Annotated in this window: 18 protein-coding genes, 1 tRNA gene and 2 pseudogenes; 8 read left to right on the top strand and 13 right to left on the bottom strand. The window is 47.3% G+C overall.

What is annotated here, in order from left to right:
* Window positions 1-12: 12 nt before the first annotated feature.
* The 6 genes from BACSA_RS16885 to BACSA_RS16860 all read right to left on the bottom strand — a co-directional run bounded on the left by BACSA_RS16885 (window position 13) and on the right by BACSA_RS16860 (window position 4,153).
* Window positions 13-480: a hypothetical protein gene (locus BACSA_RS16885; RefSeq protein ID WP_013619228.1), complete on the bottom strand. Its 468-nt coding sequence runs from the start codon at window positions 478-480 to the stop codon at window positions 13-15.
* An 11-nt stretch (window positions 481-491) separates the two neighbouring features.
* Complete coding sequence (locus BACSA_RS16880; protein WP_013619227.1) at window positions 492-1,295, bottom strand: MotA/TolQ/ExbB proton channel family protein; 804 nt, start codon at window positions 1,293-1,295, stop codon at window positions 492-494.
* Window positions 1,296-1,367: 72 nt separating this feature from the next.
* Window positions 1,368-1,455: transfer RNA gene (locus BACSA_RS16875), tRNA-Ser, on the bottom strand.
* Between the two features lie 137 nt (window positions 1,456-1,592).
* Window positions 1,593-2,384, bottom strand: a complete 792-nt coding sequence (locus tag BACSA_RS16870) for a TatD family hydrolase (protein ID WP_013619226.1) — start codon at window positions 2,382-2,384, stop codon at window positions 1,593-1,595.
* 16 nt (window positions 2,385-2,400) lie between these two features.
* Window positions 2,401-3,384 carry a polyprenyl synthetase family protein gene (locus BACSA_RS16865; protein ID WP_013619225.1) on the bottom strand — a complete coding sequence of 328 codons (984 nt, stop codon included), beginning with the start codon at window positions 3,382-3,384 and terminating at the stop codon, window positions 2,401-2,403.
* Window positions 3,385-3,463: 79 nt separating this feature from the next.
* Complete coding sequence (locus tag BACSA_RS16860; protein ID WP_013619224.1) at window positions 3,464-4,153, bottom strand: energy transducer TonB; 690 nt, start codon at window positions 4,151-4,153, stop codon at window positions 3,464-3,466.
* A 545-nt stretch (window positions 4,154-4,698) separates the two neighbouring features.
* On the opposite strand from BACSA_RS16860, the gene cmk reads away from it, so the two are divergent.
* The 3 genes from cmk to pfkA all read left to right on the top strand — a co-directional run bounded on the left by cmk (window position 4,699) and on the right by pfkA (window position 7,341).
* A complete protein-coding gene (gene cmk, locus BACSA_RS16855; protein ID WP_041584485.1) occupies window positions 4,699-5,388 on the top strand; it encodes a (d)CMP kinase in 690 nt (229 codons plus the stop codon).
* Window positions 5,385-6,275, top strand: a complete 891-nt coding sequence (locus tag BACSA_RS16850) for a 4-hydroxy-3-methylbut-2-enyl diphosphate reductase (protein WP_013619222.1) — start codon at window positions 5,385-5,387, stop codon at window positions 6,273-6,275. Before cmk ends, BACSA_RS16850 begins: the two co-directional genes overlap by 4 nt.
* An 85-nt stretch (window positions 6,276-6,360) precedes the next feature.
* Window positions 6,361-7,341, top strand: coding sequence for a 6-phosphofructokinase (gene pfkA / locus BACSA_RS16845; protein ID WP_013619221.1), 981 nt, complete (start codon window positions 6,361-6,363; stop codon window positions 7,339-7,341).
* An 89-nt stretch (window positions 7,342-7,430) separates the two neighbouring features.
* On the opposite strand, the gene BACSA_RS16840 is transcribed toward pfkA, so the two are convergent.
* Window positions 7,431-8,276, bottom strand: a complete 846-nt coding sequence (locus tag BACSA_RS16840; RefSeq protein WP_013619220.1) for a CvfB family protein — start codon at window positions 8,274-8,276, stop codon at window positions 7,431-7,433.
* A 110-nt stretch (window positions 8,277-8,386) separates the two neighbouring features.
* On the opposite strand from BACSA_RS16840, the gene BACSA_RS16835 reads away from it, so the two are divergent.
* Together BACSA_RS16835 and BACSA_RS20685 are read left to right on the top strand one after the other, a co-directional pair.
* Complete coding sequence (locus tag BACSA_RS16835) at window positions 8,387-9,238, top strand: endonuclease/exonuclease/phosphatase family protein (RefSeq protein ID WP_013619219.1); 852 nt, start codon at window positions 8,387-8,389, stop codon at window positions 9,236-9,238.
* A 64-nt stretch (window positions 9,239-9,302) separates the two neighbouring features.
* Window positions 9,303-9,392 (top strand): annotated as a pseudogene (locus BACSA_RS20685) (AraC family transcriptional regulator); the annotation flags it as partial.
* On the opposite strand, the pseudogene BACSA_RS16830 reads toward BACSA_RS20685, so the two are convergent.
* Window positions 9,385-9,879: pseudogene (locus BACSA_RS16830) on the bottom strand (carboxypeptidase-like regulatory domain-containing protein); the annotation flags it as partial. The pseudogenes BACSA_RS20685 and BACSA_RS16830 sit on opposite strands and share 8 nt — an antisense overlap.
* Before the next feature lie 576 nt (window positions 9,880-10,455).
* On the opposite strand from BACSA_RS16830, the gene BACSA_RS16825 reads away from it, so the two are divergent.
* Window positions 10,456-11,130, top strand: coding sequence for a RibD family protein (locus tag BACSA_RS16825; RefSeq protein ID WP_041584484.1), 675 nt, complete (start codon window positions 10,456-10,458; stop codon window positions 11,128-11,130).
* Here the strand turns inward: BACSA_RS16825 and BACSA_RS16820 are convergent.
* The 3 genes from BACSA_RS16820 to BACSA_RS16810 are packed head-to-tail and all read right to left on the bottom strand — an operon-like array spanning window position 11,123 to window position 14,646.
* The gene (locus BACSA_RS16820; protein WP_013619217.1) at window positions 11,123-11,773 is read right to left on the bottom strand and encodes an ABC transporter ATP-binding protein; all 651 of its coding nucleotides are present in this window, start codon (window positions 11,771-11,773) and stop codon (window positions 11,123-11,125) included. The genes BACSA_RS16825 and BACSA_RS16820 overlap by 8 nt on opposite strands.
* A 6-nt stretch (window positions 11,774-11,779) precedes the next feature.
* Window positions 11,780-12,502: a tRNA threonylcarbamoyladenosine dehydratase gene (locus tag BACSA_RS16815; RefSeq protein ID WP_013619216.1), complete on the bottom strand. Its 723-nt coding sequence runs from the start codon at window positions 12,500-12,502 to the stop codon at window positions 11,780-11,782.
* Window positions 12,499-14,646 carry a cation:proton antiporter gene (locus BACSA_RS16810; protein WP_013619215.1) on the bottom strand — a complete coding sequence of 716 codons (2,148 nt, stop codon included), beginning with the start codon at window positions 14,644-14,646 and terminating at the stop codon, window positions 12,499-12,501. Before BACSA_RS16810 ends, BACSA_RS16815 begins: the two co-directional genes overlap by 4 nt.
* Before the next feature lie 181 nt (window positions 14,647-14,827).
* On the opposite strand from BACSA_RS16810, the gene BACSA_RS16805 reads away from it, so the two are divergent.
* Window positions 14,828-15,838, top strand: coding sequence for an aspartate-semialdehyde dehydrogenase (locus BACSA_RS16805; RefSeq protein ID WP_013619214.1), 1,011 nt, complete (start codon window positions 14,828-14,830; stop codon window positions 15,836-15,838).
* Window positions 15,839-15,961: 123 nt separating this feature from the next.
* A complete protein-coding gene (locus BACSA_RS19575; RefSeq protein WP_013619213.1) occupies window positions 15,962-17,944 on the top strand; it encodes a family 43 glycosylhydrolase in 1,983 nt (660 codons plus the stop codon).
* 370 nt (window positions 17,945-18,314) lie between these two features.
* Here the strand turns inward: BACSA_RS19575 and BACSA_RS16795 are convergent, their stop codons facing one another.
* Window positions 18,315-19,673: a transposase gene (locus tag BACSA_RS16795; RefSeq protein WP_013616616.1), complete on the bottom strand. Its 1,359-nt coding sequence runs from the start codon at window positions 19,671-19,673 to the stop codon at window positions 18,315-18,317.
* A 266-nt stretch (window positions 19,674-19,939) separates the two neighbouring features.
* Window positions 19,940-23,191 (bottom strand): S41 family peptidase, encoded by a 3,252-nt coding sequence (locus BACSA_RS16790; protein WP_013619212.1) that lies wholly within the window; start codon window positions 23,189-23,191, stop codon window positions 19,940-19,942.
* Between the last annotated feature and the right edge of the window lie 236 nt (window positions 23,192-23,427).

The following is a 23,427-nucleotide window of genomic DNA, read 5'->3' as shown; positions in this document are numbered from 1 at the left end:
TGAATGATATTATCATCTTTGCTTAAAGATACCTGTCAAATTCAACAGCGTTCCCACAGCTGCTATAACCAACAAGGCATAAGTTGAATAAAGGAACATATCCGTCACTCTCAACATTACAGCATCATCGTAAATAGTTCCGTCGCCCATAGCAACCGGAGCTGCAGAACCCATGCTGTAAGTTACGATAAGCAACACGACCATCAAGATAAGTCCAAATAAAGACTTAAGCGCTCCTTTCGGATTCTCTTTCAGCGCACCGCCAAACTGCATAATAGCAGCAACCAATGTAGCGATTACCGCTACCGCAAACAACCCGTACATCAAGTAAATCAATGTATCGGTGTAGGCAGGTTCAGTCAGACCTGCAGCATTTACTTCGCCATACCCTACTCCGAAGAATAATGCCAGCACAATCACAATCAATGCGACGCAGACATAAAATACGTAGTAAGATACCTTATATGATAATTTAGCCATTGTTTCAAATCTTATTTTTTGTACTTCAAGTTATATTTCATAATCAAGTCGAGCAACGTAATGGAAGAATCTTCCATCTGACTTGTTATAGCTTCAATCTTAGCCAAGATATAGTTATAGAATACCTGCAGAATCATAGCAACGATCAAACCGAAGATAGTCGTAATCAACGCCACTTTCATACCACCCGCAACGACTGTCGGAGAGATATCACCTGCACGTTGGATATTATCGAACGCCATAACCATACCAATCACAGTTCCCAAGAATCCCAATGACGGAGCCATTGCGATAAACAAGGTAATCCATGAACATCCTTTTTCCAAATAACCTGATTGAACGCCACCGTAAGAAACTACAGAACGTTCTACTACATCCAAACCTTCATCAATTCTCATCAAGCCCTGATAACAAATAGAAGCGACCGGACCACGTGTGTTACGGCATACAGTCTTTGCGCCTTCCACATCACCTTTTTCCAAAGCAGCTTCAATTTTAGCCATCAACTTCTTTACGTCAACTTCTGCCAAGCTCAAATAAATAATACGTTCGATACAGAAAGCCAAGCCAAGTACCAACGCAATCGCAACCAAAGACATGAAGCCGGCATCACCTTCAATGAACTTCGTCTTCAGTTCTTTGTGCATACTTCCTTCTTCCACTACTACAGGCGCAGCTTCATCTGCCGTTGCAGGAGCAACTTGTTCTGATTGTTCCGGTGCAGCCGCAGCCGTTGAATCCTGAGCCATAATTGTCTGAGTCATTCCGAATGAGAGAACTCCCACCATCGCAAGAATTGCAAATAACTTTTTCATTGTGTGTTTAATTTTTAAGATTAATAGTTATAATTTATTTTAATTGTTCACTATATTCTTCCTTCGACTTTGCGGAGAGAACGGGATTCGAACCCGTGATACGCTTTAGGCGTATACACGCTTTCCAGGCGTGCCTCTTCAACCACTCGAGCATCTCTCCTTCATCTTAATTAATTGATGAATTACATCCTTTTGTGCAATCCCCACACGATTTTATTCACAAATGTATTCTTTTTTTTCATTTTGCGCCGTATTTCTTTCCGCAAAATTCATCCCAAAGCCGAAAATTAATATATTTTAAAAGGTTTCACGGCTTTTTTTAAAAACATTCAAAGCGTTTGAGGTCGTTATACCCGCAATCTCCTCAAAAGACTTTCCATAAACATCACTCAACCTTTCAGCCACTTTTACAATATAAGCACTCTCGTTCCGCTTTCCCCGATAAGGCACCGGTGCCAGATAAGGAGAATCGGTTTCCAAAACCACACGCTCCAATGGGACAGCCTTTTTCAAGACTTCGGGCAAGGTACTCTTCTTAAAAGTCACAATTCCGTTAATGCCCAACATAAATCCTTCATATTCCAATAACCGGCTTGCCTCTTCTTCCGTCCCTCCGAAACTATGGAAAATCCCTGTCAATGGTTCATGCCGGTAATGCTTTAACACGTCCAACAATTCCGGATAAGCCGAACGGCAATGTATGACCAGCGGCAAGACAAACTCTAATGCCCAGCCCACTTGCTTATCGAACACTTCCATCTGCTCAGTCCGATAAGCAACATCCCAATACAAGTCCATCCCCACTTCGCCTATCCCATAAAAGACTTTATCTGAACGCAACCAGTGTTCCACCCGCTCCAAACGGGCTTTCCAATCCGCGTCTACCGAAGTGGGATGCAGACCAATCATCGGAAAACAATCGTCATGCGCCCCACACAACGCCAACATCCGCTCTACCGAATCATCATCAATATTGGGCATGAAAAAGCGCGTTACGCCAGCTTGCCTTGCACGAATCAACGCCAACTCCCGGTCTTCGTCATATTCTTCCACAAACAAATGGGTATGCGTATCTACCAAACCAACCATAACACCCTTTTCCTCCTTATAGCTTACGGTGCATCCAGCCTTGTATAAAATCCGACAGATGCCGTTTATATTCAGAAGCGACGCCTACCTCTTCCAGCAAGCCCATGCCTTCTTTATAATAATCCTCTATTTTTGCCAAGCAAATATCCCCAATCTTCTCCTTATTATATATAGCCGTTACAGCCTCAATCTTGCGGGCAGGGTCGTACTGTTCTGCCGTCATCCAGCCTTGCAATTCAGCTTTTGTTTCCTCACCGGCACGCTCGAAAGCTGTAATCAGCATAAAGGTCTTTTTATTGCAAAGGATATCCCCGCCAATATTCTTGCCGAAGACTTTCGGATCGCCATACACATCCAGATAATCGTCCTGCAGCTGGAATGCCAGCCCTATGCGGATACCCAAATCATACAACTTCTGCGCGTCCGCCTCCGAAGCTCCTCCCAGAATAGCACCGATTTTCAACGCACCGGCAAGCAACACCGATGTCTTGAGACGTATCATCTCCATATATTCTCCTGCCGTCACATCCTGCCGGCGCTCGAACTCCATATCCCATTGCTGCCCTTCGCATATCTCAAGAGCTGTCTGCGAAAAGACTTCCATCACAGGACGTACGTACATTGCCGGGCAATCCTTCATCATAAACTGATAAGAAAGCATCACCATCGCGTCTCCTGAAAGAATGGCGGCATTTTCATCCCATTGCTTATGTACCGTAGGCTTCCCGCGGCGCCGGTCCGCCTTATCCATCAAGTCATCATGCAAAAGCGTAAAATTATGATAAGTCTCCAATGCCATGGCTTGCGACAAGACAGCATGTACATCTTCCTTGAACAGGTTATACGCCAACAACATAAGCGTAGGGCGAATCCGTTTTCCGCCTATGCCCAACACATATTCAACCGGCTTATACAATCCCATCGGCTCACGCGCGTAGGACAAGTTTTCCAAATAAGTCTGGAACAACTCTTGCAATGCTTTTGCATTCTGCTGTTTCATCATCCTTCATTCTTTTATAAAAAACGAGGGGTGTGTTCAAGATTCGTTCCGACACACCCCATCCTGAATTATACAAACATTATTGCAACTTAAACGTTACAGGCACAGTATATTTCACACGTACCGCCTTACCGCGCTGCTTACCCGGTTTCCATTTCGGCATCATGCTGATTACCCGGAGCGCTTCTTTGTCCAAGTACGGGTCTACACTCCGGACTACAACCGGATCAACGATAGAACCGTCCTGATTCACAACGAACTGCACGATAACACGTCCTTGCACACCGTTTTCCTGCGAGATGGTCGGGTATCGGATATTCTGTGACAAGAATTTCAGACACTCTGCCATACCGCCGGGGAACTCAGGCATTTCTTCTACAACCTGGAAGATTTGCTGTTCTTCCACTTCCTCTTCTTCTACGACTTCAGGCACATACTTGATTTCCACTGCCTGATTCTCGCTCGCTTCACTCGACTGGATAGTCGATTCCTCGATATCCGCATCATTTTCAGCGATTTGCAACACTTCCTCCACCTTCGGAGCTTCAGGGGGAGGCGGAGCCTGTTTAGGCTCTTCCTGTTCCGTAATAGGAACCATCTCTTCTTCGAAGGCGACTTCTACGATGCCACTATCGGCAGTAATCACAACGTCACGCTCGGTCCATTCGAACGCCACGAACATTGCTGCCAATATCAGCACGAACCCGACCAAAGTCCATGTAGACTTCTTGCCTTCCAGGTCGGCTTTCGGTGATTTTTTAATTTCCATAAAAAACTTTTATTGGTTAATGATTCTCTATATCGGGCAAATATAAACAAAAGTTTTAATAAACAACTATTTTCCAAAGAAAAAAATAAGAGCCTGTTTAAATTTTCCAATAAAGGAATATTCTATCAGGGTCTTTTGCGTTTGTTTCCGGTCTGTTTTCCCGATTTTATTCGTCAGATAGCCCGCTATCCTCCTCATCACAGAAGCGAAAATGCCTCAAAAACTCATCCCAAATCAGCGCACGATAAATTCAAAACAGCTTCTAATTGTCATTTGTAATAATTGTAATTGTAACGCCGTAACGCCTTGAGAGTTTTAAAACGGCATCCTTGCCTATGTGCATTTCCCTTTGGATATACTTGCGCGGCCCGGTGCAGATAGTTGCGTGTACCACCGAAAGTATCCGGATTGAGGTCTATAACCGGACGGCTAATGCCAAGCCCATTGCCCGAATCTACGTTTCTATCAATTCCACATGTCCGCTTCTTGATTTTTATCCCGAAAAATTACTATCTTTGAAGCCAAATTACAAAGTACAAGAAAAGATGAAAAAGATAACCATTGCCATCGACGGATTCTCGTCGTGCGGGAAAAGCACCATGGCAAAAGACCTGGCGAAAGAAATCGGCTATATCTATATAGATAGCGGAGCGATGTATCGTGCCGTAACCCTTTATTGCATCGAGCACAACCTGTTCGGTCCGGACGGAGAAATAAAGACCGATGAGCTGAAGCAAGACATTGACAAGATACACATATCTTTCCGGCTGGACCCCGTCACGTCCCTTCCCCGCACCTGCCTGAACGGGAACGACGTGGAAGAACGAATCCGCACATTAGAGGTATCATCGAAAGTCAGCCCCATAGCCACGCTTGGCTTTGTACGCGAAGCATTGGTCCGCCAGCAACAAGAGTTGGGCAAAGAAAAAGGCATCGTCATGGACGGACGGGATATCGGAACCACCGTATTCCCTGATGCGGAACTGAAGATATTCGTGACCGCTTCTCCCGCAATCCGTGCCCAGCGCCGGTACGATGAATTACGTGCCAAAGGCCAGCCAGCCTCTTACGAAGACATCCTGCATAACGTAGAAGAACGCGACCGCATCGACCAAAGCCGCGAGGTAAGCCCACTGCGCAAAGCAGACGACGCGATTTTACTGGATAACAGCCACATGACCATTACAGAGCAAAAAGAATGGTTGATTAACCAATTCAAACGTGCAGCCCAATGAAGGAACCGAACGGGAAAAAGATAGAAATCGATGAAAGTTCCGGATTTTGCTTCGGTGTGACCACCGCCATCAAAAAAGCAGAAGAAGAACTGGCAAAAGGAGATACCTTATATTGTCTGGGCGACATTGTACACAACGGGCAGGAATGCGAACGGCTGAAACAATTGGGGCTGATTACAATCAATCATGAAAAATTCGCCCGGCTTAACCATGTAAAAGTATTGCTCCGGGCACATGGAGAGCCTCCCCAAACCTACCGGCAGGCACAAGAGAATCGCATTGAAATCATCGATGCGACCTGCCCTGTAGTCTTGCGCCTCCAAAAACGCATCAAACAAGAATTTGATACGGAAAGCCCCGACGGGAAAGAGAAGCAAATCGTCATTTTCGGAAAAAACGGACATGCCGAAGTCTTGGGGCTGGTGGGACAAACCCACGGGAAAGCCATCGTTATCGAAAACCTGGAAGAAGCCAAACAACTGGACTTCAACAAGCATATCCGCCTGTATTCGCAAACCACCAAGTCGCTTGACGAATTCAGGGAGATAGTCGCTTATATCCAGTCACATATCATCCCTCCCACCACATTCCAATATTATGACACGATTTGCCGGCAAGTGGCAAACCGCATGCCTGAAATACGCAAGTTTGCCGCTGCGCACGACTTGGTTTTCTTCGTATGCGGACACAAAAGCTCGAACGGTAAAATCCTTTTCCAAGAGTGTCATAACGTCAACCCAAATTCGTATCAGATAGACAAACCGGAAGAAATAGACCCGCTTTTATTGCAAGAAGCACATTCTATCGGCATTTGCGGAGCGACCTCTACACCGAAATGGCTCATGGAAGCATGCAAAGAAGCCATTCTTTCGATGACAAAAAACTGAAAAAATAGAAGGGGATATACTTGCTTGTATATGAGATTTTTAATACCTTTGCCACATAAGAATAATTAACGAATGACATTTTTTTATGGGAACTATTAAATGTATTGGTATTCTGACTTCGGGAGGAGACGCCCCAGGTATGAACGCAGCCATCCGTGCCGTAACACGCTCTGCTATCTATAACGGCTTGAGAGTAAAAGGCATTTACAGAGGATACAAGGGATTGATTACAGGAGAAATTCAAGAATTCAAAACGCAAAACGTAAGCAACATCATCCAACAGGGAGGAACAATCCTGAAAACAGCACGTTGCCAGGAATTCAAGACCCCGGAAGGACGTAAGATTGCATACGAAACGATGCAACGTGAAGAAATCGATGCCTTGATTGTCATCGGAGGGGACGGTTCGCTGACTGGAGCACGCTTGCTGGCCCAAGAATACGACATTCCGTGTATCGGCCTGCCCGGAACCATCGACAATGACCTGTATGGCACAGATACAACCATCGGTTATGACACCGCACTGAACACCATTTTGGATGCAGTGGATAAGATTCGTGATACAGCCACCTCACACGAACGTCTCTTCTTCGTAGAAGTAATGGGACGTGATGCCGGATTCCTTGCCTTGAATGGCGCTATCGCCGCAGGAGCCGAAGCTGCCATTATACCTGAATTCAATACGGAAGTAGACCAATTGGAGGAATTCATCAAAAACGGATTCCGCAAGTCAAAGAGCAGTTCCATTGTGCTCGTTGCAGAGAGTGAAATCACGGGCGGAGCCATGCATTATGCCGAACGCGTAAAGAACGAATATCCGCAATATGACGTGCGTGTCACTATCTTAGGGCACTTGCAACGCGGAGGTAGCCCTACGGCACATGACCGTATCATCGCCAGCCGTATGGGAGTGGCAAGTATCCAAGCGCTCATGGAAGGCCAGCGCAATGTAATGATCGGTATCGAAAACGACCAAATCGTATATGTGCCGTTCAGCAAAGCCATTAAAAACGACAAGCCCATTGACCGTGAATTAGTCAATGTATTACATGAATTGTCCATCTAAGGCTTAACACAATAAAGAATTGCCTCAAAACAGAAAATAACGTTATCTTATTCATACAGTTATCTTTCTGTTTTGAGGCAATTTCATAATCAGTCCTGAGGAACAAGACGAATGCCTTCTTTTTCCAAGACAATCAGACGTTTCTTGTATAAATCGCCGACCGCCTTCTTAAATGTTTTCTTGCTTACCCCGAATGTATTGTAAATCACAGCCGCATCGGTCTTATCATGCATCGTTGTAAATCCGCCTTGATTTTCAATGTATTGAAGCAAAGTTTCAGCAAAATCATCCACTTTCCCAAATCCGGCTTTTTGCAAAGCCAAATCAATCTTCCCGTCTTCGCGCACCTGCTTGACATAAGCCTGCACACGCTTTCCGGGACTTAACGGCTGAAATACCTCATTGTGATACAACATTCCGCCGAACTTATTATCCACAATGACTTTATAACCTAAATCAGTACGTTGCCATACCAACGCATCCACTTCTTCACCGGCTTCATATACCGGATGTTCTTTCGACAAGAAATGCTCCACTTTGGCAGAAGCGACAATACGGTAACTTTCCTCATCTACATATACATAGACAATATACCTTCCGCCTTTCACCATTTTCGCTTTCTGCTCCCGATAAGGAACAAACAAGTCCTTCATGAGCCCCCAATTCAAAAAGGCTCCATACTGATTCACCCATGCCACCTCCAAACAAGCGAACTCACCTACCTGAACGTATGGCTGTAAAGTGGTAGCAACCAACCGCTCATCCATGTCCAAATAGATGAACACATTTAACATGTCTCCAGTCACGCAACCTTGAGGCACATAACGCTTCGGCAATAAAATTTCCCCATCTTCATCACCATCTAAATAGACACCGAAATCGACCTCTTTCACGACCTTCAGCTGATTGTATTTCCCTAATCTAATATGACTCATAAAAATAATTTTGATGCAAAGATAGAAAGTTTTTTCCATATATTTCGTATCTTAGCCGGATATAAGGGACATCCCGTATAAAACCAACCTATCAAACCATTATAAAGATTATGAAAAGACTTTTTTTAGCCATTGCCGTTATCACATCGGCATTTTTCTTCTTACCCTGCCAGGCACAAACGATTACTTGGGCGACATTCAACATCCGGTATGATAACCCTGCCGACCAATCGAACAACTGGCAATTCCGCAAAGACACCGTCACACGGTTCATCCAGGCACAAGACATGGACATCGTAGGCATGCAAGAAGTGCTGCACAACCAATTGGAAGACCTGCTGCAGCGCCTTCCGGGCTATAAATCTATCGGAGTAGGACGCGATGACGGGAAAACCAAAGGCGAATATGCTCCTATATTATATAAGGAAGACAGATTCGAAGTATTAGACAGCAACACATTCTGGCTCTCGCAATATCCTGACAGCATAGGGTTTATCGGATGGGACGGAGCCTGCACACGCATTGCAACCTGGGCGAAAATGAAAGACAGGCAAAGCGGAAAAATCTTTATGGCAGTCAACACACATTTTGACCATGTCGGTGTTACTGCCCGACGGGAAGGCGCCTTGCTGATTATCCGGAAAATAAAAGAAATAGTAGGCGACCGCCCCGCGGTACTGACGGGCGACTTCAACGTAAACGACCAATCGGAAGCTTACCGCACCATTACCTCCAACGCATTCGTACTGAAAGATGCGGCTAAGATTGCCGGCAAACAGACGGGAGTGGACTACACTTTCCACAACTTCGGGCAAATTCCTTCAGAGCAATGCGAGAAAATAGACTTTATCTTTGTCACTCCGCAAATAAAAGTACTCGACAGTTTCATTCCGAAAGAAGCGGCACCGGGAAGCAAATTCCTTTCCGACCACAATCCGCAAATCGTACACCTTATATTATAACAATATATACAAAAGACTAAGTGACATGAAACAACAAAATCAAACGGAAGACCTTACCGGCCCGATGAAAATGATATTCAACTACAACAACATTTTCTTCAGCTTCTTCTACGATGATACCAGCGGATGCATTCACCGCTCCCGTGAATTTGCAGGCCGTCAATTACGAACAAGGGTTCTTGCGACGCGTTAAACGACCCCATACCACGGATACGGATGCTTTGATTGGCACCCGGCTGCCCCGAACTTCCGGTAATGTTCACACCGGTAGTCATCCCTTCCAGTTTCTGCTCCACATTCATCACCGGCACATCTTTCATCATATCGGCACGAATGGTATTGGCAGAGCCTGTAAAAGAAGACTTTGTAAAATTACCGTAACCCGTTACCACAATTTCTTGCAAAACTTGCGTATCAGGCTGCAAAATAATATTCACCTTGTTTCTTGAAGAAGGAATACGCACTTCCTGCGTCTTCATTCCAACATACGAAACAATCAACACCGAGGCGTCTGAAGTTATTTCCAACGTATAATGACCGTTGATATCCGTTATAGTGCCCTGTGTCTCATTCCCTTTCACCGCAACAACGGCACCAATCAACGGTTCACCGTCTTCTGCAGATGTAATAAGCCCTTGCAATGTCCGGTTTTGGGCTGAAACAGCCTAACCAAACAAGAAAAAGGCAGTAAACATAAACAATACTCTCAATCTTAACATAAGTTTTCTGATTTTAGCTACTTTCGTCTACCGCAAAACAAGCACCAAACATCCTCTTCGACTATTAATAATAGCAACTTTCTACAAAACAAAGGATTAGTGGGCTATTCAGCTAAAAATACGCTACGGAAAAGGAAAGCCATTGTGGGATTTATCCACAATCCGGTGAAACAATCCACACAACGAACAAAGCAGAAAGTGCAGAAAAAGCAAGCTGCGAAACATGATACACAAGTCCGAAACCTCCGATGCATATAACTGCGTCGCCGATACGATTACTAATCGTACAGCGTGACGATTAGTAATCGTGCAAGCTGACGATTACTAATCGTGCAAGCAATGCAGCTATATGACTTGACCGAAGCATGCATCCGGAACGGGCATTCCATATATGCCACTCTGCAGCTGAACCTTTCAGCAATGCATTTTGAGCCTTACAACAATCGCATTGTTATACTTTCCCATTACCTTTGCTCCCGTAATAAAAAATATAACATCATGAAACCTTACATCATTTGCCACATGATGGCATCCATAGACGGACGCATCGACTGCGACATGACCGAACGCATCGGCGGAAACGAATATTATGAAGCGTTGGAACAACTGGCTTGCGACTCGACCCTCTCAGGAAGGGTAACCATGCAAATGCATTACGCCTTACCCGAACCTTTTACAACGGACAACCCTGCTCCGGCAAATGCCCCTTCGGTTTACAAAGCCACCGAAGCCAATGGATATACCATCGCCATTGACTCAAGAGGAACATTACGCTGGCCCGGCAAGGAAGCGGACGGACTCCCGCTGTTAGTCATTACCAGTGAAAAGGTGTCTCAAGCCTACTTAGACACCCTGCGCCAGCAAGGCATTTCATGGATAGCCATAGGAAAAGAAGGCATCGATTTATCCCAAGCCGTCCAAATACTGAATGAACAGTTCAACGTAAAACGGCTTGCTATCGTAGGAGGCGGACACATCAACGGGGCTTTCCTGCGCGCCGGATTATTGGACGAAGTGAGTATAGTGATAGGCGCCGGCATTGACGGACGTGCGGGAATGACCGCCGTATTCGACGGCATCGGTGACAAAGACTATCCAACCACCCTTCTGAAACTGAAAAGCATGGAACGCGTTGGTGAAAACTCCGTCTGGCTGAGATACAGCCTCAGCTAATCCTGCCGTCTATCAGATGAATGGTGCGGTCGGTTTGTGCGGCAAGCGACTCATCGTGCGTGACAATGACAAATGTCTGGCCTAATTTATCACGCAGCTCAAAAAACAAACGATGCAACTCTTCCTTATTCTGTGTATCAAGGCTGCCCGAAGGCTCATCTGCCAATACCACCGAAGGATGATTGATTAATGCACGAGCCACCGCTACCCGTTGTTTCTCGCCTCCCGAAAGTTCGGCAGGCTTATGCGAAGCCCTTTCGGACAGACCTAAGAAATCCAGCATCGCTTCCGCTTCTTTCCGCGCGTTCTTTCCCGATATTCCGTTTATCAAAGAAGGTATCATCACATTCTCTAATGCCGTAAACTCGGGCAACAATTGGTGGAATTGGAACACAAAGCCGATTTCCTTATTACGGAAAGCCGCCTGTTCTTTATCTTTCAACCGGTTTACTTCTACATTATTCAATATAATACGCCCCGCATCGGGCTTGTCCAGTGTTCCCATAATCTGAAGCAACGTTGTCTTTCCCGCTCCGCTGGGACCTACAATGCTTACTACTTCTCCTTTATCGATGGTCAAATCGATTCCTTTCAATACCTGCAAAGAGCCGAAACTCTTGGTTATTCCTTCCAACTGAATCATAACTAACTACAATTTACGTATCACATACTCCGCCAAGTAGCATCCGAATACCGCCGGCATATAGCTGACAGTCCCTGTCGTAGACTTCTTATTCAGCTCATTGTCTACCAATACCACCGCATTCGGGTCGGCTTGTTCGGTACTGAATACCACCGGCACTTTCCGTTTCACCCCCATCTTTTGCAACCGTTTCCGCACAGCCTTGCTCAGTCCGCAATGATAGGTCTCTCCTAAATCGGCAAAACGGATTTGGGTAATGTCGCGCTTTGCCCCGGCTCCCATGCTGCAAACGATTTTTATTCCACGCCGCAAGGCATGGTAAATCAAGTAACATTTCGGAGATACCGTATCAATGGCATCTACTATAAAATCAAACCGGTTGTTATCCAATAGTTCAGGGATAGCCTCATCCTTCAAATAGAGGGAAAGCACTCTCAACTGCAAATCAGGATTAATATCCCGAAAGCGCTCCGCAAGCACTTCCGCCTTCGGTTTGCCCAATGTAGAATGGAGTGCCGGAAGCTGACGGTTGATATTGGTAGGTTGTACCGTATCGGCATCCACAATGGTCATCTGCCCGACTCCGGCACGGCACAGCATTTCAGCTGCATACGCCCCTACTCCTCCCAAGCCTACCACCAGCACATGGGCACGGCGCAAGCGTTCCATCTTTTCTTTGCCCAACAACAACTCGGTCCGTTGCTGCCAGCCTGTTCTATCTTCACTCATGAATGTTTCTTAAACCATTTATAAATCCAATTACCTACCCTATCATAGTATTGTGTCTCGGCAAAGCCACGCGGGTCAGCGAAAGAAAGACTTTCGTTCGGATCCCCTCTTTGCTCCGGATAAAGCAGCATAATGCTATTATTATTAAAATACTTGGATACCTGTGTCGGCAACCGCTCGAAAGACGAGTCGTATGAAATCGAGCCACGCCTTGCGCTTACGATAACCAACAAATGGTCATAATTGACCTGCCCCGTCAGCAATAATAAATCATCCCAATTATCCAATTCGGAATAGACCGCCCTCGTATCCTTGTATTTCTTCTGGATAAACCCACGGATATACCCCAATGTACGAGGAGAAGCATAAAACTGTACCCGGCATCCCAACTGGCTGCTCATCCGGCACATATAGGTAATCCACTTGGTAAATCCGTGCTCGAACTCCGACTTCGGCGGAACTGCCACAATGATGCGCCGCAACGTATTTACCGGTATCAGGAAGCGTACCACCATTACCTGCAAGTAGGTATTCTTCAACAGATTTTCCGTCAGATTCCCGAAGAAAGAATCGACAATGCTTGCCTTATAATGCAATCCGATGATGATGCCTGTTGCCTCATATTCTTTTGCCGTATGCAAGATACCCGTCGTAATGTTCAGGTCAAAACGGCTGACCGTTTGCAATTTGACATTCGTTGAAGCCGCTATCTGTGCCGCCCGTTCCAAATTCCGTTTGCTCCGCATCTCTTGCTTCACCGAATCGTTATTGTCATTAATAACACTTAAAGCCACCAGGTTATCCTGCAGCCGTTCGTCGCGCAACACCAGCCCTAAACTCATTAACCCTTCCAAGGTTTCCGGATTAGCCACCGGAATCAGGAAACACTCTTTCTCCATTCCCTTCTTCTCTTCGTCTACATCTGCATCGCTCATCGCTATCCGCTTGGCAGCGTGTTCGGTAATAAACGAACTTACGATGCAAGTCACCAATATCAACAGAATCGTTCCGTTCAAGACATCTTCGTTCAAGAGCCGCTCGCCCGAAGGCAGAATAATATCATATCCTACCAAGACGGCAGCCAGCGTAGCCGCCGCCTGGGCATTGCTCAGCCCGAACATCAATTCGCGCTCCAAAGCACGCATCCTGTATATTTTCTGTGTCAGCCAAGAAGCAATCCATTTGCCCAGTAATGCCACTACAATCATCACGGAAGCCACTTTTATCGAATCAATATGCCCGAAAAGCACATTGACATTAATCAGCATCCCGACCCCTATCAGGAAATAGGGAATAAACAAAGCGTTGCCCACAAACTCCAAATGATTCATCAACGGAGAGACATGGGGTATCAGCCGGTTCAAGACCAATCCGGCAAGGAAAGCGCCCAAAATACCTTCCATCCCCACTATCTCCATCAAGCCGGCTCCTAAGAATACCATTGCCATCACAAAGATATACTGCACCACATTATCGCTATATCTACGGAAAAACCAACGGGCGATACGAGGGAATGTGTACATGATAATGACGCACAGCACGATGACTTTCAATACCAGCCATATCCAGAACATGTCCGAAGCCTCACCCTTATACAACCCTCCGATAACCGCCAAGACCAATAAGGTCAGGGTATCGGTCACCGCGGTACCTCCTACGGCAATACTGACCGCCCGCTGGCGGTTGATGCCATAACGGATAACAATCGGATAAGCAATCAAGGTGTGCGAAGCATACATACTGGCAAGCAAAACCGAAGTGACGACACTATAACCCAAGATATTCATATTGGTCCAAAAACCGATACCCAAAGGAATAATGAAAGCCAGCAGTCCCAATACCGTCGCTTTGACCCGAATGCTCTTGAAATCCTCCATATTCATTTCCAGCCCGGCAAGGAACATAATATAATAAAGCCCTACTTTACCGAACAGTTCGAAACTGCTGTCGCGTGCCAAGATGTTAAACCCGTGCTCGCCAATCACCACGCCTGCCAAAATCATACCGATGATATGCGGGATACGCAAACGCTCCAATATTATCGGGGCAAAGAGAATGATGACCAGCACAAGAAAGAAAATCCACGTGGGATCGGTAATAGGAAAATGGATATCAAAGTCTATAAAGTCTGCCAGTTCTTTCATAAATTGCTATCGTCATTGGTTCATTTCACGAACAAAAATAGAAAAAAACTTCTTATTATCCACATTAATCGAACAGAATGTTTTATTTTTGCGGACGAATTTGTACAAAGTCATACCAGACACGAGGTGCATTTGTGCTCTCTGAATAAAGAAAGTATTAACAATTAAAAGAGTTGAAAATATGAAAGTAGCGATTGTTGGCGCAAGCGGAGCCGTAGGACAAGAATTCCTGCGCGTGCTCGATGAAAGAAATTTTCCCATAGATGAATTGTTATTATTCGGTTCTCACCGTAGCGCCGGACGTAAATACACCTTTCGCGGAAAGGAGATTGAAGTAAAATTGTTGCAGCATAACGATGATTTCAAGGGGGTTGACATTGCCTTTGCTTCTGCCGGAGCCGGTACATCCAAAGAGTTTGCCGAGACTATCACAAAATACGGTGCGGTGATGATAGACAATTCAAGTGCCTTCCGTATGGATGCGGATATCCCTCTGGTAGTGCCAGAAGTGAATCCCGAAGATGCATTGAACCGCCCCCGAGGCATCATTGCCAACCCTAACTGCACAACCATCCAAATGGTCGTAGCCTTGAAAGCCATCGAAAACCTGACCCATATCAAACGGGTACATGTTTCCACTTATCAAGCTGCCAGCGGTGCAGGTGCAGCCGCTATGGACGAACTTTACGAACAATACCGCCAAGTATTGAACAACGAACCGGTGAAAGTAGAAAAGTTCGCTTACCAGCTTGCCTTCAACCTGATTCCGCAAATCGACGTGTTCACCGATAACGGCTATACAAAAGAAGAAATGAAGATGTATAACGAAACACGTAAAATCATGCACTCGGATGTAAAGGTAAGTGCTACCTGCGTACGTGTCCCTGCTTTACGCTCGCACTCGGAAAGCATTTGGATTGAGACCGAACGCCCCGTATCGGTAGAAGAAGCCCGCAAGGCTTTTGCCGAAGGCGAAGGATTGGTGCTGATGGACAATCCGGAAAAGAAAGAATATCCGATGCCGCTCTTCCTGGCAGGGAAAGACCCGGTTTATGTAGGCCGTATCCGCAAAGACCTGAGCAATGAAAACGGACTGACATTCTGGATTGTAGGCGACCAAATCAAGAAAGGAGCCGCACTGAATGCCGTACAGATTGCCGAATACCTGATAAAGGCAGGCAACATCAAATAAACGGACAACCGACTTTATCCCAATGGCATGTGAGACAAGAAACCCGAATTCCTCTCACATGCCATTTTCATTTCTCATTATAATTTCATATCTTTACCCTGTTAATTCAAAAAACCGATTACCATGAAACTCATAAACCGCTTCTTGATGCTGCTGTTTTTAGTCCTGTTTTCTACGGGAAGTATGGCACAAAGCAAAAAACACCCTAAATTCCGGACCGCAATCCCCCGCGATTCAATCCGCCTCAGCGACCCTTGCATCTTGGCAGATGACGAAACCCAAACCTATTATATGACCGGTACGGGCGGACTGTTATGGAAAAGCAAAGACCTTGAAAAGTGGGACGGACCTTACATTGTAGCCGAGACAGACCCCAACTCTTGGATGGGGAAAAGACCGCAAATATGGGCTGCCGAACTCCATAAATATAAAGGCAAATACTACTACTTTGCCACTTTCACCAACGACTCCATCCTTATCGGAACCTATCGGGGCAATGATATACCCCGCCGTGCCTGCCACGTATTGGTGAGCGACCGCCCTGACGGGCCTTACCGTCCCATAAAAGACAAGACCTATCTTCCGGATTCAATCCCCACACTGGACGGTACCTTATGGACAGACAAGGACGGAAAGCCTTACATGGTCTATTGCGGAGAATGGTTGAAAAACTGGAACGGAACCATTGAAAAGATAGAATTAAAATCCGACTTGAGCGGAACGGCGGGCAAAGCCCAGGTTTTGTTCCGGGCAAGCGATTCACCTTGGAGCCGCGAAACAGTCGATGGAAAAGAGAGACCCAACCGAGTAACTGACGGTCCGTGGCTCTTCCGTACAGGAACCGGACGGCTGGGCATGATATGGACAAGCTGGATTGGAAACATTTACACCCAAGGCGTAGCTTATTCCGAAAGCGGAACATTGGACGGACCATGGATACAAGAACAAGCCCCGATTACGCCTCCCAATTATGGACACGGCATGTTATTCAAGGATTTCAACGGACGCTGGCTGATGTCCGTCCATAGCCATTGCGATGCAAACGGCAGATACATTCGCATCCCTCAGCTGTTTGAAGTAGACCTGTCGGGAGACAAGCTCAAAATAAAACGCCACTTGTGCGCTTCCGAAAAAGGGATGGGAGCCTACCTTTTCGTGTTCTTCAACGACCCTACCCATAGCCTGTTTATGGCAACAAGCCGCGACGGATATACATTCACCGCGGTCAACGACGGGCAACCGGTCATCGCCGGAGACACCATCGCCGAACAGCTGGGCGTGCGCGACCCGCATATCTACCGCGGACCGGACGGAGCCTTTTACCTTTCCATGACCGACCTGCATATCTTCGGAAAACAAAAAGGCATACGCGATACCGAATGGGAACGCGACGGAGAAGCATACGGATGGGGAAACAACCGGGGGCTGGTCTTGATGAAGTCACGCGACCTCATCCACTGGACCCGGAGCAATATCCGGATAGACCAAGCGTTTCCGGAGAAATTCGGAGACATCGGATGCGCATGGGCGCCCGAAACCACTTACGACCCTCAAGCAGGGAAAATGATGATTTATTTCACCATGCGCCACGGAAACGGAAGAACCACGCTTTATTACGCATACACAGACAATGATTTCACCAGGCTGACCACCGAGCCGAAACAGCTTTTCGAATATCCGGACAAGAACATACAAATCCTTGACGCCGATATTTCGCGCCTGCCCGATGGCAGGGCTTGCATGATGTATGTGGCTCAGGAAAATCCGGGTGGAATCCGCATGGCGGTGAATGATGAAGGCAATGTTACCGGCCCGTACCGCTACATAGACAAATGGATTGATTCCGAACCGGGAGCATGCGAAGCGCCCAACGTATGGAAACGCATCGGAGAGGACAAATGGGTGGTGATGTACGACATATTCAGCATCCAGCCCCATAACTTCGGCTTTTGCGAGACAACCGATTTCAAGCATTTCACTCCTTTGGGACGCTTTAACGAAGGACTCATGAAAGCGGCAAATTTCACCTCTCCCAAACACGGAACGGTGATTCAAATCAGCCTCGAAGAAGCCGAACGGTTGGAGAAATATTGGCAATCCCATTGATGCTCCTTCATTCTTTAAACACAGATTAGCGCGGATTCACGCAGATATTCAAATTATAGTAAAACAAAATTGGTTTGCGAAAAAATGGAATGGAACACAGAGACACAAAGGCACAGAGCTTTATTTTTGAGAGAACAGAGTTCACAGAGTAAAAGTCTGGCTCTATGGTCTTTACCTTCTCTATATATTTAGGGATATTCAGTAAATGTCCCTAAAAAGTAAGATGGCATATAAAGTCGATAGAGTATAATCACTTTATATGCCATTATTATTGCCCTTTTTCTGTGTTTTTTCATATAATCCTATCTGTTGGACATGATGTTCCGGAAGAAGTCTGATGACCTCTTCTGCTCCTGTCTGTAAATTCATGTCATGCCGCTTTAGCTGTTCTGCTCGTGACCTTGTCTATCATCAGTACGGCATTTGCCGTATGTATTCCGAAGAAAATCCAAAGGATTTCAGTCTTCCTGTTCCTGGCCTTTATTCTTGCGAGTGAGTAGTGTTGCTTTTGAGTACCGAAGCTTCCTTCAAGCCGGGTGGCCCTTTCTTTGGAGAGTTCACTTCTGAGAACCTTTCTCAAGGGTTCATCCTTTGCCGCCCTTCCCTTGCGTACAAAGGAAGTGGATATACCATATTTTGTACAGAACCTTCTATTTGCATTGTTGGCATATATGGAATCTCCAGCCGCACATCTAACCCTGACATTCATGAGTTTCTGTTGCATACGGATACAGCCCTTCAGCCGTATTCCCTCATTGAATGCCTTGAACGAGAGGTGTTCGATAAACGATATACCGTCTATCTGTATGTTGTTAACCTTTGCACCGAATTCAACAGACTTTGTTTCCTTGCCTCTTACGATAGGACGTACGTAATGACGGTCGATGCTGACGATGCGGTCATTGACCTTCCTGCCTTCAAACAGTTCCTTCTCCTGTACAAGAACCTTTCTGATTATGGAAAGGCGTTTCTGATAATCCTGTGTATATCTGAGTGATCTCCCGTACTCCTTATGAATCTCATCCCTCTGTACGATGAGCTTTTCAAGGAGTCTGATCATACGGCGCTTGAGCATCCGTGTTCTTGAAGCTTTCCTCTTTCTTTTCTTGCAGTATGAAAGATAGGACTCTGACACATCCGCATATTTGTTACGGGGACGCCTTATCCCAAGATCCATACAATGCCGGCAGATATGCCTGTAAAGCCATTCAATACTTTCCCAAAGCAGTTTCATGTCTGTTGGAAAACGCATGTGACTTTCATAACACGTGGCATCAGTCATGCACACGTGAAGGTTCTCAAGATATGGTTTCCAGTGGGAGGCCAGTATCTCCTGAAGGGAGTCAATATCAAGACGGGATGCTATCTCATTGCGGATGGCACTGACTATCTTGTAGTTGGTTATGGGAAAGGCCGGATCTATCATGATTCCGCAGAACATCTGGTAGTGGAGGTTGCCGTTGAGATGTTCCACCAGCTGTCTGTCGGAGAATCCGGTGTAGGCTTTCAGGACCATAAGGGCAATCTTTGCCAGAGGGCTAAAAATGTTCCTGCGTCCAAGACGATGTTCCGACAAGCCTATGGCTTTTGCCATACGGTCAAACGGGAAAACTGAGTGAAGCCTGCCCAGTTCACTCTCATGAAAACTCTTGCGATATTTTTCCAGAACATCAAATTCTGTAAAGCCCAAAGTGGGCTGTATTTCCGAAATATTTTGTATCTTAGCCATATCTTTGTTGGGGTATTTCCCCCGTTTTGGCTGCCAAACCTTATTTTCGGGGGAATATCTAAAGATACAAAAAAGCCAACTAATTCGCAATACATTGTGTATGAATTAGTTGGCTAATTTTGTTATATTTACTGAATATCCCTATTTATTTCTCCGTGCCTCTGTGCCTCTGTGTTCAATATAAAGGATTAACGGATTTTTCGCAATCCATTTCTGATTGACTATAATTTATATCTGCGTGAATCCGCGCTAATCTGCGTTTTTCTTTATCGCGCTTTCGCCGCGTCCGCTTCCTTCAGCATTTCCTTTACCGCCGCTTCCAGTTGCTCGTCGATGCCTTGCAAGGATTTCTCTGGACGGTTGTAAACCTTGATGTCAGGCTCCAGCTGATGGTTTTCCATATAATTACCTCTCATGTCCATGCAGCCCACCTGCGGAATGCCGAACACGATGCTGGGGTCTATCTGGCGCTCCCACCATACGGCGGTCATCGTTCCGGGAACCGGCGCGCCTACCAGCTTGCCAATCTTCAGTTCCTTGTACACCCAGGGGAATCCGTGCGCATTGCTGTAATTGTCCTCGCAAACCAATACACACGAAGGCTTCAGCCATTTGTTGTACGGGTCGCTTCCGATGTATTGCCCGCGCGGCACGAAACGCTGGTATTCCTTCCCGCTCAGAAGTGTAGCCAAATCATCGTGCAGCCAGCCGCCCCCGTTATGGCGCGTGTCTACAATAACCGCTTCCTTATTCCGGTTGCGGTCGCTCAACAGTTCGCTATATACCGTCCGGAAGCTCGGGCTGTCCATACCTTCCACATGCACGTAAGCGATGCGTCCGCCCGAAAGCTCTTCTACCAGCTTTTCGTTCCGTTTCACCCAGCGCTTGTAGAGCAATTCTTCTTGGCGTGCCTGCGAAATGGCTTTCACCGATACGTCAAACCGTTTCCCGTCTGCCGGATTATAGACAGCAAGCTGCACGTTCTTGCCTGCCTTTCCGTCCAGCATCGGATAATAGTCAGTATCTTTCCCTATCACTTGCCCGTCGATTTTCTCGATAATGCATCCCGGAACAACACCGGTTTTCTTCACATCGAAAGGCCCTTGCCTGATGATTTCCTTTATCTTCAACCCATTGCCCGTATAGGTATTATCGAAGAACACGCCCAGACAAGCCGTAGCCAGCGTGCGCGAAGGGGCATAATAGCGGGCACCCGTATGCGACCCGTTCAGCTCGCCCAACATCTCGCTCAGCAACTCCTGAAAATCGTAATTGTTGTTGATATGGGGGAGGAAACGGAGGTACGCCTCGCGATAGCCTTCCCAATCCGCTCCGTGCAAGTCTGCCACATAGAATTTCTCCTGCACCTGCTTCCACACGTGCTCGAAGATGTAGCGGCGTTCCTCGTAAGGACGGTAATTGAAAACAGCTTCAAACTCCACCGGTTTGGTCTCGCTCTTTTCCACATCTATCTTCCGGATGCCCCCGTTCGTGCAAAGGAACAGGTGCTTGTTCTCCTTATCCGCCTTGAGCGAACCGTAACCGATGTCTTTCAGAAGCACCTTGGTCTTATCCTCTTTCAAGTCGTGCTCCCACAAGTCGAAACCGTCTTCGAACGAAGCCTGATAGTACAGCTTGTCCCCCTTCGCGGTCAAGACGGCATCGCCTAAGTGCGAAGAGTTGACCGTAAGCCGGATAACGCGGTCGCGGCAATTCTCCAAGTCGAACACAAGCGGTTCCACCTCCTTCTTGTCCTCTTTCTTGCCTTTGCCGTCTTTTTCCTTTTCACCTTTCTTATCCGCCTCTTTGTCTTTCTCTCCGCCTTCCGCCAAAGCCAGTTCTTCTTTGCTCATGCGGAAACGCTCGTAAGCATCAAGGTCGAAAAACATGATGTAGATATCACTCTCCGCGCCCCAGCTTCCGTGGCTGCGGTATCCGGCACGGTCGCTTTCCCATATCATCGCCTTGCCGTCCAGCACCCACTTGGCATTGGTATCGGTATAGCCGCTCTCGGTCAGGTTATGGATTTCGCCGTTTCCCGAAGCGCTGGCCAGCGCCACATCCTTGTTGTTCCATCCGCCCGTACCGATATATCCGCTCAAGAGCCAGCGGCTGTCGGGGCTCCACTCGAACCACTGGTCGCCGTCGCTATACGAATACTCATACTTGCCGTCCATAACGGTGCAGACCGACTTATCCTCCAGATTGAGCACACGCAGGGTGGTACGGTTTTCGAGGAAAGCCACCTTCTTTCCGTCCGGACTGTATTGGGGCTGGAAGGAAGTCGCCGTGTTGTCGGTCAGGCGTTCTTCCTTGATGCCGGTGGCATAGGTGAAGAGCTTCTCGTCCTTTACCGTCAGCGAAGCCTGATAGACCTGCCACAAGCCGCCGCGCTCCGACGAATACACCAGGCTTCTGCCGTCGGGCGAGAAATCCAGGTCACGTTCCTGCTCGGGCGTGTCGGTAATCTTGCGCGTAGTCTTATAATCACTCGATGTAACGAACACATCCCCGTGAAGGATGAAAGCGATTTCCTTCCCGTCGGGCGACACCGCTATTTCCGTCGCTCCCGAAGTCTTGACTTGCGGCTCCGAGGTCCGTTCGGTCTGGTCGGTCACGATACGCACCGCCAGCTTCTGAGGCTGGGCGCCTTCTTTCAGCGTATAGATTTCGCCGTCATAGCCATAGCAGAGCAAACCGTTCCGCGCGGCGGTAAGGAAACGCACCGGATGCTTGGTGTAGCGGGTCAATTGTACCTCACCCGTCCCGTCCACGTTGCGCCGGTACACATTAAACGTCCCGTCTTTCTCGCTCAGGTAATAAAACGACTTGCCGTCGGCGCTTCCCACCGGCGTGCGGTCTTCCCCGGCAAAGTCCGTCAGCTTCGTATAGGTCCGCTTGCCGTCCGCCATCCGGCTCATCCAGATGTCGCGGGTGATAGACGAAGTGTGGTGCTTGCGCCACGGGTCCTCATATCCCTTCTTGTCGTGATACAACAAGGTGGTACCGTCGCTCCCCACGCTGATGTCTTCCATCGGGACGGAAGAGTAAAGCACGGGGCGCCCGCCTTCGGTGCTCACCTGATACACCTGCGGAAACTGGCTGCTTGGGAAAGTCATGTCCTGTGCGTCGGGCATCAAGGATGCCTCGTACAGCACGTGCCCGTCATCGCTGAAAGCCACGGGCGTTTCGTTTCCCGAATGAGTAGTAATCCGCTTCGGCGTCCCTCCGTCTTTACTTATCACGTAAACATCCAGGCTTCCCTCGCGGCTGGAAGCGAAAGCCAGCCGGGTTCCGTCGGGGCTCCACACGGGACGGGTGTCGTAAGCCGCGTTCGTAGTAAGCTGCGTGGCTCTCCCTCCTTGTGCGGAAACCGTATAAATGTCGCCTTTGTAGCAAAAAGCGACGGTGCTTCCATCGGGCGATATCGCGCAATGGCGCATCCACAGCGGGGATTCCTGCGCGCCGGCAACTCCCGCCAGCGCCAGTCCCGCAATCAGTAACAGTTTTCTTTTCATATTCTTATTCCTGTTTATAGTAAAACAAAATCGATTTGCGAAAGCTTCCCCTCAGTGAGGGCACGAAATCGCAGCGTGCGAAAGCTTCCACTCAGTGAGGGCACGAAATCGCAACGTGCGAAAGCTTCCACTCAGTGAGGGCATGAAATCGCAGCGTGCGAAACCTTCCCCTCAGTGAGGGCATGAAATCGCAGCGTGCGAAAGCTTCCCCTCAGTGAGGGCATGAAATCGCAGCG

It is taken from the genome of Phocaeicola salanitronis DSM 18170, assembly GCF_000190575.1.
Taxonomy (GTDB): domain Bacteria; phylum Bacteroidota; class Bacteroidia; order Bacteroidales; family Bacteroidaceae; genus Phocaeicola; species Phocaeicola salanitronis.
This window is presented reverse-complemented; position numbering and strand designations above follow the sequence as displayed.